This is a genomic window from Streptomyces cavernicola, assembly GCF_029968035.1.
In the GTDB taxonomy this organism is placed as follows: Bacteria; Actinomycetota; Actinomycetes; order Streptomycetales; family Streptomycetaceae; genus Streptomyces; species Streptomyces cavernicola.
The window spans coordinates 26,130-41,557 of the sequence record NZ_JASCIQ010000042.1 but is presented as its reverse complement, the minus strand read 5'-3'; the positions used below and the strand labels follow the sequence as shown (position 1 = coordinate 41,557).

15 protein-coding genes are annotated in these 15,428 nt (G+C 72.4%); 14 read left to right on the top strand and 1 reads right to left on the bottom strand.

What is annotated here, in order from left to right; all coding sequences use genetic code 11:
- Positions 1-14: 14 nt before the first annotated feature.
- The 14 genes from QIS96_RS30890 (at position 15) to QIS96_RS30825 (ending at position 14,242) form a co-directional block, all read left to right on the top strand.
- Complete coding sequence (locus tag QIS96_RS30890) at positions 15-824, top strand: thioesterase II family protein (RefSeq protein ID WP_282546121.1); 810 nt, start codon at positions 15-17, stop codon at positions 822-824.
- Between the two features lie 190 nt (positions 825-1,014).
- Entirely contained in the window at positions 1,015-1,800 is a 786-nt protein-coding gene (locus tag QIS96_RS30885) for a response regulator transcription factor (RefSeq protein WP_282546120.1), read from the top strand.
- Between the two features lie 214 nt (positions 1,801-2,014).
- Positions 2,015-3,283 (top strand): beta-ketoacyl-[acyl-carrier-protein] synthase family protein, encoded by a 1,269-nt coding sequence (locus tag QIS96_RS30880; protein WP_282546119.1) that lies wholly within the window; start codon positions 2,015-2,017, stop codon positions 3,281-3,283.
- Complete coding sequence (locus QIS96_RS30875; protein WP_282546118.1) at positions 3,280-4,497, top strand: ketosynthase chain-length factor; 1,218 nt, start codon at positions 3,280-3,282, stop codon at positions 4,495-4,497. The genes QIS96_RS30880 and QIS96_RS30875 overlap by 4 nt, the downstream gene beginning before the upstream one ends.
- Positions 4,498-4,600: 103 nt before the next feature.
- Positions 4,601-4,864 (top strand): acyl carrier protein, encoded by a 264-nt coding sequence (locus QIS96_RS30870; RefSeq protein WP_282546117.1) that lies wholly within the window; start codon positions 4,601-4,603, stop codon positions 4,862-4,864.
- Positions 4,865-4,917: 53 nt separating this feature from the next.
- Positions 4,918-5,712 (top strand): 3-oxoacyl-ACP reductase FabG, encoded by a 795-nt coding sequence (gene fabG / locus QIS96_RS30865; RefSeq protein ID WP_282546116.1) that lies wholly within the window; start codon positions 4,918-4,920, stop codon positions 5,710-5,712.
- A gap of 47 nt (positions 5,713-5,759) precedes the next feature.
- Complete coding sequence (locus QIS96_RS30860; RefSeq protein ID WP_282546115.1) at positions 5,760-6,707, top strand: aromatase/cyclase; 948 nt, start codon at positions 5,760-5,762, stop codon at positions 6,705-6,707.
- Between the two features lie 21 nt (positions 6,708-6,728).
- The gene (locus tag QIS96_RS30855) at positions 6,729-7,469 is read left to right on the top strand and encodes a 4'-phosphopantetheinyl transferase family protein (protein ID WP_282546114.1); all 741 of its coding nucleotides are present in this window, start codon (positions 6,729-6,731) and stop codon (positions 7,467-7,469) included.
- A 108-nt stretch (positions 7,470-7,577) separates the two neighbouring features.
- Positions 7,578-8,588 carry a dTDP-glucose 4,6-dehydratase gene (rfbB, locus tag QIS96_RS30850; RefSeq protein WP_282546113.1) on the top strand — a complete coding sequence of 337 codons (1,011 nt, stop codon included), beginning with the start codon at positions 7,578-7,580 and terminating at the stop codon, positions 8,586-8,588.
- Positions 8,585-9,889 (top strand): lipopolysaccharide biosynthesis protein RfbH, encoded by a 1,305-nt coding sequence (gene rfbH / locus QIS96_RS30845; protein WP_282546112.1) that lies wholly within the window; start codon positions 8,585-8,587, stop codon positions 9,887-9,889. The genes rfbB and rfbH overlap by 4 nt, the downstream gene beginning before the upstream one ends.
- A complete protein-coding gene (locus tag QIS96_RS30840) occupies positions 9,886-11,304 on the top strand; it encodes an NDP-hexose 2,3-dehydratase family protein (protein WP_282546111.1) in 1,419 nt (472 codons plus the stop codon). Before rfbH ends, QIS96_RS30840 begins: the two co-directional genes overlap by 4 nt.
- Positions 11,274-12,290 carry a Gfo/Idh/MocA family protein gene (locus QIS96_RS30835; protein ID WP_282546110.1) on the top strand — a complete coding sequence of 339 codons (1,017 nt, stop codon included), beginning with the start codon at positions 11,274-11,276 and terminating at the stop codon, positions 12,288-12,290. The genes QIS96_RS30840 and QIS96_RS30835 overlap by 31 nt, the downstream gene beginning before the upstream one ends.
- Positions 12,283-13,203: an alpha/beta fold hydrolase gene (locus tag QIS96_RS30830; RefSeq protein WP_282546109.1), complete on the top strand. Its 921-nt coding sequence runs from the start codon at positions 12,283-12,285 to the stop codon at positions 13,201-13,203. Before QIS96_RS30835 ends, QIS96_RS30830 begins: the two co-directional genes overlap by 8 nt.
- Positions 13,204-13,393: 190 nt before the next feature.
- Entirely contained in the window at positions 13,394-14,242 is an 849-nt protein-coding gene (locus QIS96_RS30825; RefSeq protein ID WP_282546108.1) for an AfsR/SARP family transcriptional regulator, read from the top strand.
- Between the two features lie 19 nt (positions 14,243-14,261).
- On the opposite strand, the gene QIS96_RS30820 is transcribed toward QIS96_RS30825, so the two are convergent.
- A complete protein-coding gene (locus tag QIS96_RS30820; RefSeq protein WP_282546107.1) occupies positions 14,262-15,392 on the bottom strand; it encodes an acyl-CoA dehydrogenase family protein in 1,131 nt (376 codons plus the stop codon).
- Between the last annotated feature and the right edge of the window lie 36 nt (positions 15,393-15,428).

Below are 15,428 nucleotides of genomic sequence, written 5' to 3'. Positions count from 1 at the left end.
AAGGATCGCGGCCCGTGCGGAAGACGTCCCATGCCGACCGGACCGCCGCCCGAACCGCCTCCCCGGCCCCACGCGCCGACGCACACGGCGCGGTGACGGTCCCACGTCCGGCGCCGGAGGCGGCCGCGCGTCTCTTCCTGTTCCACCATGCCGGTGGCTCACAGCTGCTCTACCGAGGCTGGGAGCGGGCCTTCCCCGCCGACTGGGAGCTCTGCCTCGTCGACGCCCCGGGACGGGGCCGGCTCCTCGGCCGTCCACTGATCGGCACCTGCGACCAGCTGGTGGACTTCTTCAGAGCCGAGTTGGAGCCGTGGACAGACCGACCGTTCGCATTCTTCGGGCACAGCATGGGGGCGTTGGTCGCCTACGAGCTGACGCGGCGCCTCGTACGAGAGGGGCGGCCGCTTCCCTCGTGGATCGGCCTGTCCGCCTGCGGGGCTCCCGGTACGGCGAGGAGTTCCCGGGACCGGCACGCGTGGACGGACGGCCAACTGCGGGACTGGCTGGGGTCGGTGGGCGGAACACCCGCCAAGGTCCTCGACGACGAGCGCCTCTGGCGCCTCTTCGGGCCGATCTTCCGCAATGACTTCGCACTCGTCGACACCTGGCGCCCGGACCCCGGCACCACGCCCCTGCCCGTCCCGCTCTCCGCGTTCGGCGGCACCGAGGACGAGCTGGTGGGACGGGCACGGCTCGCCGCCTGGGCCGCTCACAGTCAGGAGTTTCGCGGCCTGCACATGATGAGCGGCGGCCACTTCTATCTGCGGCACCACGGGCGTTCCATCGCCCGGCACATCATCGCGGCCATGACTGCCCCTGCGTGAACCGTCCGACAAGAAGACGGCGTGAGGCCGGAGTCGGCGACCACTCAAGTGGTCCTTGTTCATTTCTGTACCGGGTTACGGCGGTTGGCGCCTCAATCGCGTTGCAAAACCGGCGGGACGGTTTCTAAAATCCTGGTGAAGGTCTACCAGTGACACCAGACTCCAACGGGGCAACATGCGGGAGCAGTTGATGAAACGGCAGTCCATGGACCTGTTCGGGATACAGGAAGACCGGTTTCACGGGGGAGCGTGCACGGCGACGCTGCCGCGCAGGCCCCGGCCCGACATCACCACGCACCAGTCAGGCCGCAGCGCCCTGCGCGTCCTCGTCGTCGAGAACGAGCCGCGGGCCGCCGAGTCCCTGGTGCAGGGCCTGTGCCGGCACGGCCACCGGGCGCAGAGCGTGTCCACGGGGGCGGAGGCGCTGCACGCCCACCGGAGCGCGGAGCTGATCCTGCTCGACCTCGACCTGCCGGACATGGACGGCCTCGAAGTCTGCCGCAGCATCCGCGCCGTGGCCGAGACGCCCGTGATCGCGGTCACCGCGCGCGACAGCGAGCTCGACCGGGTGCTCGGCCTGCAGGCAGGGGCGGACGACTGCATGGTCAAGCCGTACGGCTTCCGGGAGTTGGTGGCCCGGATCGACGCCGTGATGCGCCGCGTCCGCTCGCAGCCCGCACCGGAGCAGATCATCACCTGGGGCCCGCTGCGGGTCGACACCGGCACCCGGGAAGTCCGGGTCGACGGGCGCAGCGTCGCGCTGACCCGCAAGGAGTTCGACCTGCTGCGGCTGCTCCTGATGCAGCCGGAAACCGTCGTCTCGCGCAAGCAGCTCATGACGCAGGTCTGGGACGACTCCTGGTCCCGCCCGGGGCGCACGATCGACACCCATGTCAGCAGCCTGCGCAGCAAGTTGGGATCCAGCACCTGGATCATCACGGTCCGGGGCGTGGGTTTCCGGCTCGGGCACCCGTGAATTCCTCTTCTTGCTTTTCTCTGACGTTCCTCGCACCCGTTCTTTTCGTACGCGCGACGGCATGACAAAAGCTGACCGAGTCCTGCACGGGCCGATATTGAAACCGAAACCGGGGGTGAAGAAGCTGGGTGACGCATTCCGCTGAGCCGTTCCGAACAGCAAAGGCACCGTCGGCGCGGAAGCGCACTCACCGATTCGAGGGGGACTGACGCGAGTGGCCCGACGCGCCGTCATCACGGGAATAGGGGTCCTGGCACCGGGTGGTATCGGGACCAAGGCCTTCTGGAACCTGCTGAGCGAGGGACGCACGGCGACCCGCGGCATCACGCGCTTCGACCCGTCCCCCTTCCGCTGCAAGGTCGCGGCCGAGGCCGACTTCGACCCGGAGCTGCACGGTCTCACGCCGCAGGAGATCCGCCGGATGGACCGCGCGACCCAGTTCGCCGTGGTGGCGGTCCGGGAGGCGGTCGCGGACAGCGGCCTCGAGACGGGCGCACTCGACCCGCACCGGGTGGGCGTCGGCATCGGCAGCGCGCTCGGTGCGACCACGAGCCTCGAGCGCGAGTACCGCGTCCTGAGCGACGCCGGCCGGCGTGAACTGCCCGACCACGCCTACGCGTTGCGGCATCTGCACGACTACCTCACGCCGAGCACGATCGCGGCCGAAGTGGCCTGGGCGGCCGGGGCGGAGGGCCCCGCAGCGGTGGTCTCGACCGGCTGCACCGCGGGCCTCGACGCGGTCGGCCACGCCGTCGACCTGATCAGGGAGGACGCCGCCGACGTGATGATCACCGGAGCGACGGACACCCCCATCTCCCCGATCACGATGGCGGGTTTCGACGCGATCCGGGCGACGACGCCGCGCCACGACGACGCCGCGCACGCCTCGCGCCCCTTCGACGCCAGCCGCAACGGCTTCGTCCTCGGCGAGGGCGCCGCGGTGTTCGTGGTCGAGGAGCTGCAGGCCGCGCTACGGCGCGGTGCGCACATCTACGCCGAGCTCGCCGGGTACGCCTCACGCTGCAGCGCCTTTCACATGACCGGCCTGCGCCCCGACGGCCGCGAGCTGGCCAGAGCCGTCACCGAGGCCCTGGACGAGGCCCGGATACCCCCAGGCGCCGTCGACTACGTCAACGCACACGGCTCCGGCACCCAGCAGAACGACCGGCACGAGACCGCGGCGCTCAAGGCGGCCCTCGGCCACCACGCGTACCGCACGCCGGTCAGCTCGATCAAATCCATGGTGGGCCACTCGCTCGGCGGCAGCGGCTCGGTCGAACTCGCCGCCTCAGCCCTCGCGATGCGGCACCACGTGGTGCCGCCCACCGCGAACCTGCACACCCCCGATCCCGAGTGCGACCTCGACTACGTGCCGCTCACCGCGCGCGAACACCGCACCGACGCGGTCCTGACCGTCGGCAGCGGATTCGGCGGATTCCAGAGCGCGATCGTGCTCGCCCGCCCCGACAGGAGCCTGCGATGAGCGTCCGGACCGTGATCACCGGGATGGGCGTGGCCACGCCGCACGGGCTCGACATCACCGACTTCTGGGCCGCCACCCGAGTGGGCAAGAGCGCCATCGGACCCGTCACCCGGTTCGACGTGTCCGGGTATCCGGCCCGTCTCGGCGGCGAGATCCGCGGCTTCACGGCGGCCGAGCACCTGCCGGGACGGCTCGTGCCGCAGACCGACCGCGTCACCCAGCTCGCGCTCGTCGCCGCCGACCGCGCCTTCAAGGACGCGCGCCTCGACCCGCACGACGTGCCCGCGGACGACATGGGGGTCGTCACGGCCGTCACCGCAGGCGGCGCCGCCTTCGTCCAGGACGAGATGCGCAAGCTGTTCAGCCGGGGGAGCCGGCACGTGAGCGCGTATCAGTCCTTCGCCTGGTTCAACGCCGTCAACAGCGGACAGATCTCGATCCGGCACGGCCTGCGCGGCCCCACCGGTGTCCTCGTGAGCGAACAGGCCGGCGGCCTCGACGCCCTCGCGCAGGCCCGCCGTCGACTCCGCAAGGGCAGCGCGCTGATGGCCGCGGGCGGATTCGACGCGCCGATCCACCCGCTGGGCTGGGCAGCGGAGCTGGCCGGCGGCCGGCTGTCCACCAGCGGCGACCCCGAGCGTGCCTACCTGCCCTTCGACGCCGCCGCGCGCGGACACGTGCCGGGGGAGGGCGGCGCCCTGCTGATCGTGGAGCGGGAGGACGCGGCGCGCGCCCGCGGTGCCAGGGCGCCGTACGCGGAGATCGCCGGGCACGCCGCGACCCTCGACCCCCGGCCGGGCAGCGGCCGCCCGCCGGGCCTGCGCCGCGCCATCGAGCTGGCTCTCGCGGACGCCGCCGCCGACGCCCGCGACGTCGACGTCGTCTTCGCCGACTCCGCGGCCACGGCCCGGCTCGACCGCGAGGAGGCCGACGCACTCACCGCCGTCTTCGGCCCGTACGGCGTTCCGGTCACCGCGCCCAAGACGATGATCGGCCGCCTCCAGGCCGGCGGCTCCGCCGTGGACGTCGCCACCGCGGTCCTGTCCATCCGCGAGGGCCTGATCCCGCCGAGCATCCACGTCCGCCCCTCGCCCGACCACCGCCTCGACCTGGTGACCGGACAGGCGCGCACCGCCTCGGTGCACACGGCGCTCGTCCTCGCCCGCGGCGCGGGCGGCTTCAACTCCGCGCTGGTCGTACGAGCCCTCGACTGACCAGCGCGCCCACCTCCCGCCGGCGTCCGTGTCCGGTGGGAGCGCTCGACCGCACCCACTCCGTGCCCCGCAGGGCACGGCGTACCGACGAAAGGAACCAGCCATGGCCACGCAGGAATTCACCGTCCAGGACCTCAAGCGCATCCTGCGCGAAGGCGCCGGCGCCGCCGAGGCCGTCGACCTCGACGGCGACATCCTCGACCGCGACTTCGAGGAGCTCGGCTACGAGTCGCTGGCGCTCCTGGAGACCGGTGGCCGCATCGAGCGCGAGTTCGGCATCGAGCTCGACGACGAGATCTTCGCCGACCACCGCACGCCGCGCACCCTCGTCGAGGCCGTCAACGCGCAGCTCAAGGCCGCCGTCTGAGCCTGGCGCGGCCGCGCCCCCAACCCGTTCGCGTTCCCTTGGAGGGAAGAACCATGACCGACCAGACCGACCAGGTGCAGCGAGTAGCCGTCGTCACCGGAGCCACCAGCGGGATCGGCCTGGCTGTCGCCCGGCTCCTGGCGGGCCAGGGCCACCGGGTGTTCATCGGCGCCCGCAGCGCCGAGAACGTCGCCGCCACCGTCAAGCAGCTCACCGACGAGGGCCTCGACGTCGACGGCGCCGCGGTCGACGTCCGCGACAAGGCCGCGATCCGGACCTGGATCCAGACCGCCGTGGACCGGTACGGAACCCTCGACGTCGTCGTCAACAACGCCGGCCGCTCCGGCGGCGGCGTGACCGCGGACATCGCCGACGAGCTCTGGGACGACGTCATCGACACCAACCTCAACAGCGTCTTCCGCGTCACCCGGGAGGCCCTGACCACCGGCGGCATGCGGGACAAGAACCGCGGCCGCATCATCAACATCGCCTCGACCGCGGGCAAGCAGGGCGTCGTCCTCGGGGCGCCGTATTCCGCCTCGAAGCACGGAGTCGTCGGCTTCACCAAGGCCCTCGGCAACGAGCTGGCCCCCACCGGCATCACCGTGAACGCCGTCTGCCCCGGCTATGTGGAGACGCCCATGGCCCAGCGGGTCCGCCAGGGCTACGCGGCCGCCTACGACACCGACGAGGCCGCCATCCTGGAGAAGTTCCAGGCCAAGATCCCGCTGGGCCGCTACTCCACCCCCGAGGAAGTCGCGGGCCTCGTGGGCTACCTGGCCTCCGACACCGCCGCGTCCATCACGAGCCAGGCCCTGAACGTCTGCGGCGGCCTCGGCAACTTCTGACAGACCCGCCCGCCGCACCTGCCACTCGATAACCAAGGAGCGACACCATGACGCAGCCCGGACTGCGCGAGGTCGAGCACGAGACCGTGATCTCCGCCCCGGCCGACGCCGTCTACCGGCTCATCGCCGAGGTGCAGAACTGGCCCCGCATCTTCCCGCCGACCATCTACGTCGACCACGTGGAGCGCGGCGAGCACGAGGAGCGCATCCGCATCTGGGCCACCGCCAACGGCGAGGCGAAGAACTGGACTTCGCGCCGCACCCTCGACGCACAGCGGCTCCGCATCACCTTCCGCCAGGAGGTCCCCGCGCCGCCCGTCGCGGCGATGGGCGGGACCTGGATCATCGAGCCGCTGGCGCAGAGCGAGTCCCGGGTCCGGCTGCTGCACGACTACCGTGCCATCGACGACGACCCCGAGAGCCTCGAGTGGATCGACCAGGCCGTCGACCGCAACTCCCGCTCCGAGCTCGCGGCCCTGAAGAAGAACGTCGAGGCCGCCCACGCGGCCGAGGACCTGACGTTCTCCTTCGAGGACACCGTGCACGTCGCGGGCTCCGCGAAAGACGTGTACGACTTCGTCAACGAGGCCGACCGGTGGTCCGAGCGGCTGCCGCACGTGGCGACCGTACGCCTCACCGAGGACACGCCGGGGCTCCAGGAGCTGGAGATGGACACCCGGGCCAAGGACGGCTCGGTGCACACCACCAAGTCGTACCGGGTGACCTTCCCGCACTGGAAGATCGCCTACAAGCAGACGACCCTGCCCGCCCTCATGACCCTGCACACCGGCTACTGGACCTTCACCGAGGACGGCGACGGCGTCACGGCGTCCTCGCAGCACACGGTCACCCTCAACACGGAGAACATCGCCAGGGTGCTCGGCGACGACGCCACCGTCGAGGACGCCAGGCAGTACGTCACCAACGCGCTGAGCACCAACAGCCGGGCCACGCTCGGCCACGCCAAGACGTACGCCGAGAGCGCCCGGGGCTGAGGGGCGGAGGCGACCGTTGCGGTGCTGCTCAGGACCACCGGGCAGACGCCCGCGTTCACCGTGTCACCGGACCGCGTCGACCTGTGGTTCGTGCACCGGCCGCACGCGGCGCCGCTCGACCGCTCGGACCTCGACGCGGCCGAGTCCGCGCGTGCGGACGCGTTTGTGCGGCCCGCCGACGCAGCCCTGTACGTGACCGCGCACGTCGCCCTGCGCCGACTCCTGGGCCGGTACACCCGTCAGCCGCCCCGGCAGGTGCGGTTCGTCCGCGAGCCGTGCCCCGGGTGCGGTGCGGCCCACGGCCGGCCCGCGCTCGACCCCAATCCCCGGGCGCTGCACTTCTCGCTGTCGCACAGCCTGGACACCGCCCTGATCGGGGTGGCCGCCGTGCCCATCGGCGTCGATGTGCAGAAGCTGCCGCGGCCCGAGACCCTGCGGTTCTGCTCGAAAGCGATGCATCCACGAGAACGGCACGAGCTCGCCGCGATCCCCGAGGGCGAACGTAGTGCGGAGTTCGGCCGGATCTGGACCCGCAAGGAGGCGTATCTCAAAGGACTCGGAACGGGTCTGAGGCACGGCCCGGCCGCGGACTACGTCGGCGCCGAGGCCGCTCGCCGCCTGCCCGGCTGGACTCTGATCGACATCCCGTGCGGCCCCGCACTCGCGGCGGCGGCCGCGGTCCGCGGCCCCGCTCCTGCCGTCCTCGAGCTGCGCCGGCTGCCCGCCGCGTGGCTGGGTGCGGATCCGCCGGACGAACGCTGAGGCCGGACGCGCCCGCGCCGCGCAGCCGACACCTACGCCCGCAGGAGGCGACGTACCCATGACGAGGCTCGATCCCGCCCGCCCCGCGCACGCCCGCGAGGTGACCGCATGAGAATGCTGGTCACCGGAGGCGCCGGATTCATCGGCTCGCACTTCGTGCGCACCCTGCTCGCCGGCGGCTACGACGGGCACGGGCAGACCCGGGTCACCGTGCTCGACAAACTCACCTACGCCGGCAACCGGGACAACCTGCCCGCGTCCCACCCCCGGCTCGACTTCGTCCGCGGGGACATCTGCGACGCGCGGCTCCTGGACGGGCTGCTGCCCGGCCACGACGCGGTGGTGCACTTCGCCGCCGAGTCACACGTCGACCGGTCCGTGCACTCGGCCACCGAGTTCGCACGCACCAACGTGCAGGGCACGCAGATCCTCCTCGAGGCCTGTCTGGCCGCGGGCGTCGGACGGGTCGTGCACGTCTCCACGGACGAGGTCTACGGCTCGATCCCCGAGGGTGCCTGGACCGAGGACTGGCCGCTGCTCCCCAACTCGCCCTATGCCGCCTCGAAGGCGGCCTCCGACCTCATGGCCCGCGCCTACTGGCGCACCCACGGCCTGAACGTGTCGATCACCCGCTGCTCCAACAACTACGGGCCCTATCAGCACCCGGAGAAGCTGATACCCCTCTTCGTCACCAACCTCCTGGAAGGCCTGCCCGTGCCGCTCTACGGCGACGGGCGCAACGTCCGGGAGTGGCTGCACGTCGACGACCACTGCCGCGCCATCGACCTGGTCCTCGCGCGCGGCCGGGCCGGCGAGGTGTACAACGTCGGCGGCGGCAACGAGCAGACCAATCTGCACATCACCGAACGGCTCCTCGAACTGTGCGGCGCGGACGAGTCCATGGTCCGCCGCGTCGCCGACCGCAAGGGCCACGACCTCCGCTACGCCCTCGACGAGAGCAAGATCCGCGAGGAGCTGGGCTACGCGCCCCGCATCCCCTTCGAGCAGGGCCTCGCGCAGACCGTCGCCTGGTACCAGGAGAACCCCGGCTGGTGGAAGGCCGTGAAGTACCCCGAGAACGCGACCGGCCCCAACAGCCGGGAAGGACACACCTCATGACCGACCACAAGGGTCTGATCCTCGACGAGACGAGGAAACTGCACCTCAGCCGCCAGGACGACGGCCCCTTCGTGCCGGGCGTCACCGAGATCTGGCCCGCGGGCGCGGTACTCGACGAGACCGACCGGGCCGCGCTCGTCGAGGCGGCCCTGGAGATGCGCATCGCCGCAGGACCCAGCTCGCGCAGGTTCGAGTCCCGGTTCGCGCGCAAGCTGGGGCGCCGCAAGGCGCACCTGACCAACTCGGGCTCCTCCGCGAACCTTCTGGCGCTGACGTCCTTCACCTCGCACCTGCTCGAGGACGCCAGGCTGGTGCCCGGCGACGAGGTCATCACCGTCGCCGCGGGCTTCCCGACCACGGTCAACCCGATCATCCAGAACGGCCTCGTGCCCGTCTTCGTCGACGTCGAGCTCGGCACGTACAACACCACCGCGGACCGGGTGGCCCAGGCCATCGGGCCGCGCACCCGGGCCATCATGATCGCCCACGCGCTCGGCAACCCCTTCGAGGTGGCCGAGATCGCCCAACTCGCCGAGAACCACGGCCTGTTCCTCATCGAGGACAACTGCGACGCGGTCGGCTCGACGTACGACGGCCGGCTGACCGGCTCCTTCGGGGACATCACGACGGTCAGCTTCTACCCCGCCCACCACCTGGCCATGGGAGAGGGCGGCTGCGTGCTGACCTCGAACCTGGCCCTCGCGCGGATCGTGGAGTCGCTGCGCGACTGGGGGCGCGACTGCTGGTGCGAGCCCGGCGAGACCAACAAGTGCCTCAAGCGCTTCGAGTACCAGATGGGGACGCTGCCTGCGGGCTACGACCACAAGTACATCTTCTCCCACGTCGGCTACAACCTGAAGGCGACCGACATCCAGGCGGCGCTCGGCCTCACCCAGCTGGAGAAGCTGGACGACTTCTGCGCCGCGCGCCGGCGCAACTGGCGCCGCCTGCGCGACGGCCTCGACGGGCTGCCGCACCTGATCCTGCCGGAGGCGACCCCGCGCAGCGACCCGAGCTGGTTCGGCTTCGCCCTCACCGTGGACCCCGAAGCACCCTTCCAGCGGGCCGAGTTGGTGGACTTCCTGGAGGGACGCAAGATCGGCACCCGGCGACTGTTCGCCGGCAACCTCACCCGCCACCCCGCCTACATCGACCAGGAGCACCGCGTCGTCGGCGACCTGACCAACAGCGACATCATCACCGAGCAGACCTTCTGGATCGGCGTCTATCCGGCCCTCACCGAGGAGATGCTCGACTACGTCGTCTCCTCGGTGAAGGAGTTCATGGGAGCGCGCGGATGACCACCATCGCCGAGTCCGCCCCCCGCGACGCCGTCGCCCGGCTCGGGCCCCGCCGCGACCGGGAGCTCGCGCGGCGCATCGCGCGCTCCGCCGCCGCGCCCGAGGGCGCCTTCCTCGCCACCGACGAGGTCGACGGATGGCTGGCCGAGCGCCGCCGCGCCCACCCGTTCCGGGTGGACCGCATCCCGTTCGCGGATCTCGACGGCTGGTCGTTCGCGCCGGAGTCGGGCAACCTCGTGCACCGCAGCGGGCGCTTCTTCACCGTCGAGGGCCTGCGGGTCACCGGCACGGACGGCCCGTTCGGCAGCTGGCACCAGCCCGTCATCCGGCAGCCCGAAGTCGGCGTACTCGGCATCGTGGTCAAGGAGTTCCAGGGGGTACTGCACTTCCTGATGCAGGCCAAGATGGAGCCGGGCAACCGCAACCTGCTCCAGCTGTCCCCGACGGTGCAGGCCACCCGCAGCAACTACACCGGGGCGCACCGCGGCGCCCGCGTCCGCTACCTCGACTACTTCACCGGCCCCGGCCGCGGCCGGGTGCTCGCCGACGTGCTGCAGTCCGAGCACGGCGCCTGGTTCCTGCGCAAGAGCAACCGCAACATGCTCGTGGAGGCCGTCGGCGACGTCGAGCTGCACGAGGACTTCTGCTGGCTGACCCTCGGCCAGATAGGCCGCCTGCTGCGCCGCGACAACGTGGTGAACATGGACGCGCGCACCGTCCTCGCCTGCGCCCCGCAGGCCGGCGCGGACGACACCGACGCCGCCGCCCTGCACTCGGACACCGGCCTGCTGTCCTGGTTCACCGGCGAGCGCGCCCGCCACGACGTGACCGCCGAGCGGGTCCCGCTGGCCTCGCTGCCCGGCTGGTGGCAGGGCGACCGGTCCATCGAGCGGGAGGACGGGCGGTACTTCCGGGTGGTGGCCGTCGGGGTGCAGGCCGGCAGCCGAGAAGTGGGCGGGTGGACGCAGCCGCTGTTCGAGCCGACCGGCACCGGCGTGACGGCGTTCCTGACGCGCCGCATCGAGGGGGTGAGCCACCTGCTCGCGCACGCCCGCACGGAGGCCGGTTTCGCCGACACGGTGGAACTGGCCCCCACGGTCCAGTACACGCCGTCCAACTACGCAGGCCTGCCCGAAGCCGAGCGCCCGCCCTTCCTCGACACCGTCCTCGGCGCCGAGCCGTCCCGCATCCGTTACGAGGCCCTGCACTCCGAGGAGGGCGGCCGGTTCCTGAACGCGGAGAGCCGCTACCTCTTCGTCGAGGCCACCCCGGACGAGGCCCCGCTGGAGCCGCCGCCCGGCTACGTGTGGGTCACCCCGGGCCAGCTGAACGGCCTGCTGCGGCACAACCACTACGTCAACGTGCAGGCCCGCACGCTGCTTTCGTGCCTGGCCTCGGGGGCGGTACGGCTGTGAGCGGGCCGGTACGGATCGGGGTGCTCGGCTGCGCCGACATCGCCCGCCGCCGCATGCTGCCCGCCATGGCGGCGAGCCCCGAGGTCACCCTGGCCGCGGTGGCCAGCAGGGACGCCGCACGGGCCCGGCGGACCGCACAGGACTTCGGGTGCGCCGCGGTGCACGGCTACGAGGCCCTGCTGCGGCGCGACGACATCGACGCGGTGTACCTGCCGCTGCCGGCGGCGCTGCACGCCGAGTGGGCCGGCGCCGCCCTGGACGCCGGCAAGCACGTGCTGGCCGAGAAGCCGCTGACCACGCGTGCCGCGAGCACCCGGGAGCTCGTCGCGCGGGCGGGGAGGGCCGGGCTCGCGCTGATGGAGAACGTGATGTTCGTCCACCACGCGCAGCACGCGGCGGTGCGCGCGCTCCTCGACGACGGCGCGCTCGGCGAACTGCGGGCATTCCAGGCGGCGTTCGCGGTCCCGCGCCGGCCCGACGGCGACATCCGGCTCGACCCCGCACTCGGCGGCGGCGCCCTGTGGGACACCGGCGTCTATCCCGTCCGCGCCGCCCTTCACCTGCTGAACGAGCCGCTGTCGGTGGCGGGCGCCGTGCTCGCCCGGGGCCGCGGGGACCAGGTGGACACGTCCGGCACCGCGCTGCTGCGCACGGCGGGCGGCGTCGCTGTACAGCTCTCCTTCGGCCTCGACCACTCCTACCGGTCGGCGTACGAGATCTGGGGCAGCCAGGGCCGCCTCACGGTCGAACCCGCCTTCACCCCGCCCGCCGGCCACGCACCCCGGATCGTGCTCCAACGGCAGGGCGGGACCGAGGAGTTCGTGCTCGACCCCGACGACCAGGTGCGGCACACGGTCGAGGCCTTCGCCGCGGCCGTCCGCTCCGGAGCACCGGCCGACCCCGCGTGCGTCGAGCAGGCGGACCTGCTGGACGCGATACGCGAGGCCGCGGCCGGGGGCCCACGGGGCGGGGCCCGCCATGGCTGACGGTGCCGGGAGCGCCGCGGGCGACGAGAGCCAGGCGGGCCCCGCGGCCCCGGTGCGGCGGGTCACGCTCGATGCCCGCGGGGTGCCGGTCTCGGGGCTGCTGGCTCTGCCGGAGCGGCTGCCGCCGCGTGCCGTCGTACTGGCGGTGCACGGCGGCGGCATGAGCGCCGCGTACTTCGACAGCCGGGTCCAGCCGGGCATGTCGCTGCTCGGCCTCGGCGCCGCCCTTGGCTTCACGGTGCTGGCGGTGGACCGGCCCGGCTACGGGGCGTCGGCGGCCGCGCTGCCCGACGGGCAGAGCCTCGCGGAGCAGACACGGACGCTGCACGACACCCTCGACGCGTTCGCCGCCCAACACGCCTGCGGTGCGGGCTTCTTCGTCGTGGCGCACTCCTACGGCGGCAAGCTGGCCCTGTCCGCGGCCGCCGACGCGCGCGCCGGCCGCCTGATCGGGCTCGACATCTCCGGCCTCGGCCGGAACTACGCCGCCGACCTGCACGAACTGCCCGGGGCCGGCCGGGGCGGCGCATGGCGGCGCCACTGGGGAGCACTGCGCTTCTACCCGCCGGACGCCTTCCGGCGAGGACGCGACCTGGTGCGGCCGGTGCCGGTACGGGAGTCCGAGGAGAGCCACCTGTGGCCCGGACGCTACCCGGGCATCGCGGCGAGGGTGCGGGTGCCGGTGCGGTTCACCTTCGCCGAGCAGGAGCGGTGGTGGCAGCACGACGACCGGGCCCTGGCCGAGCTGCGCGCCCCGCTGGCGGCCCCCCGGACGGAGGTCGCCCGGCAGCCCGGTGCCGGCCACAACATCAGCCTGGGCTGGGCGGCCCGCACCTACCATCTCAAGGCGCTCGCGTTCCTTGAGGAGTGCCTGCTGGAACGCAGCATCTCCGGTGTCGGGGCGGGGAATTGAGTTCCGGTGGAATCCGGCCGAATCCGACAGTTCTCTGACGCAAATTCACGGACCTCTGAAACAAGCCACATTGACGTGCTGTCATGCCGATGAGGAGACTCGTCACGTATTCGATCGTGTCGGAAACTGTTCCGGAAACCGGGCCGCGAACCGTGCCGGAAATCATCCCTACTCGGCGGGAGTCAACGCCATGCGCTTCAATCTCGTAGGCCCCTTTGAGATCGTCGCCGACGACGGCCGGGTCTACCGTCCGGGAACGCCCAAGGTGTGCCAGACGCTAGCCCTGCTGCTCACCCGGCCCGGCGGGGTCGTCACCACGGAATCGCTCATCGAGGAGTTGTGGGGAGACAGACCCCCGCGCAGCGCCACCACCACGCTCCAGACGTACGTCTACCACTCCCGCCGGATGCTGATCAACGAGAACCTGGTCCCCGAGGACCGGCAGCTCATCGTCACCAGCGCTCCCGGCTACTCGATCCAGGTCGACGAGGACGAGGTCGACGCGAAGATCTTCGAACGCCTGGTGGCGCAGGCCCGCCGTGAACTCGCCGACGGACAGCCGGAGTCGGCCCTGCGCACGTCCACCGAGGCCCTCGACCTGTGGCGCGGCCCCGTGCTGTCCGGCTCTCCGGCCGGCAGCATCCTCGCCGGGCACATCGTGCACCTGGAGGAGCTGCGCATCCGGGCGTACGAGATCCGCATCGAGGCGGAGGAGCGGCTCGGCCGGTACCGCGAGTCGATCCCCGAACTGTGCCGGCTCATCTCCGACTACCCGCTCAACGAGTGGTTCCACAGCCAGCTCATCTCCGCCCTCGGCGCCACCGGACGCCGGGCCGAGGCCCTGCAGGCGTACCAGAGCCTGCGCAAGGTGCTCGCCGACGAGCTGGGCCTCGAACCCTCCCCGGAACTACAGCAGTTGCAGCTTCAGCTGCTGACGCTGAAGCCGCTGGGCGCGCCGGGCCCGGACCGCCTCGCGCGGCACGGGGAGCACGCGCCCGCGCCGCGGAAGGCGCCCGCTCCGGGAAGCGTGCCCGCGTAAGCCGCCGGGCGGCACGTCCTCATACGGTGCCGACGGCCGCTTCGACCAGGCGGGCGCCGTAGGCATCGCCCGCCTGGTCGAACCGCAGCGCCACATGGCTGGCCATGCTGTGGATGTCCCGCCACACACGCTGCAGCGGATGCGCCTCCAGGAACGCCGAACTGCCCGCCACCCGCACGAGCCCCTCGACCGAATCGACCAACTGCGCCACCGCATGGGCGCAGTCCGCGGGGTTGCGGGCCTGGGCCAGGGCGGAGGCGCTCGGGGCGTCGGCCACCCGGGCCGCCCGCTCGAGGAGCAACCCGGCCGCGTCGATGGTGCCGGCCGCCCGCGCGAGGCCGATCCGGGCGCTCGCGCCCCGGGCGTCCGTGGTGTCCGGCGGCTGCTCCGCCGAGCGCAGCCGCAGCGCCGCCCGTGCCGCGCCGAGCGCCGGGGCGCCGAACAGCACGCCGCTGAGCAGCCGGAGCGGCGCCGTGTGGCAGCGGGCGTCCGACCCCACGCTGCGGCCCGCCACCATGGCGTCGCGGGCGAAGCCGCGGTGCCGGGGCACGAACACGTTGTTGACGACCAGCGTGTTGCTGCCCGTGCCGCGCATGCCGGTCGACGTCCAGGTGTCCGCCACCTGATAGTCCGCGCGCGGCAGCGCGAAGAACCACGGCTGCGCCCCGCCGCCCTCCTGCGGCAGCAGCGCGCACACCAGCGCCCAGGCCGAGAAGTTCACCGCGCTGGTGAAGTCCCACTGCCCCGTCACCCGCCAGCCGTCGCTGACCTCGGTGGCGCTGCCCCGCGGGATCAGCGCGCCCGCCAGCGGCGTGTCGGCCCCCTTGGCCCACAGCTCGCGCTGGCCCTGTTCGGGCAGGTACGCGCCCAGGCGCCCGGTGCCGGCGAGCACGGACGCGGACCATGCGGCCGAGGTGCAGCCCTCGGCGACCGCGGCGACGGAGTGCAGCAGCTCAAGGACGGTGCCGTCGGCGCCGCCCCAGCACCCGGGCACGAAATGCCCCGCGAACCCGGCGTCGAGGAGCGCCTCGACCACCGGGTCCGGCAGGGCCCGTTGTGCGTCGGACTCGGCGGCGTACTGGGCCGCCACCGAGGCGAGCCTCTGCACGGAGGCGCTGAGGTCCGCGGCTGACGTCGGCTGATCTGGCATCGGGACCACTTGTCCTTCTGGCTGGGTGCGGCGGCC

What these genes read in the sequence shown, in the direction of transcription:
- QIS96_RS30885 (WP_282546120.1), top strand. Translation starts at nt 1,015, where the DNA reads ATGAAACGGCAGTCCATGGACCTGTTCGGGATACAGGAAGACCGGTTT.
- QIS96_RS30875 (WP_282546118.1), top strand. Translation starts at nt 3,280, where the DNA reads ATGAGCGTCCGGACCGTGATCACCGGGATGGGCGTGGCCACGCCGCAC.
- QIS96_RS30870 (WP_282546117.1), top strand. Translation starts at nt 4,601, where the DNA reads ATGGCCACGCAGGAATTCACCGTCCAGGACCTCAAGCGCATCCTGCGC.
- fabG (WP_282546116.1), top strand. Translation starts at nt 4,918, where the DNA reads ATGACCGACCAGACCGACCAGGTGCAGCGAGTAGCCGTCGTCACCGGA.
- QIS96_RS30860 (WP_282546115.1), top strand. Translation starts at nt 5,760, where the DNA reads ATGACGCAGCCCGGACTGCGCGAGGTCGAGCACGAGACCGTGATCTCC.
- rfbB (WP_282546113.1), top strand. Translation starts at nt 7,578, where the DNA reads ATGAGAATGCTGGTCACCGGAGGCGCCGGATTCATCGGCTCGCACTTC.
- rfbH (WP_282546112.1), top strand. Translation starts at nt 8,585, where the DNA reads ATGACCGACCACAAGGGTCTGATCCTCGACGAGACGAGGAAACTGCAC.
- QIS96_RS30840 (WP_282546111.1), top strand. Translation starts at nt 9,886, where the DNA reads ATGACCACCATCGCCGAGTCCGCCCCCCGCGACGCCGTCGCCCGGCTC.
- QIS96_RS30830 (WP_282546109.1), top strand. Translation starts at nt 12,283, where the DNA reads ATGGCTGACGGTGCCGGGAGCGCCGCGGGCGACGAGAGCCAGGCGGGC.
- QIS96_RS30825 (WP_282546108.1), top strand. Translation starts at nt 13,394, where the DNA reads ATGCGCTTCAATCTCGTAGGCCCCTTTGAGATCGTCGCCGACGACGGC.
- QIS96_RS30820 (WP_282546107.1), bottom strand. Translation starts at nt 15,392, where the DNA reads ATGCCAGATCAGCCGACGTCAGCCGCGGACCTCAGCGCCTCCGTGCAG.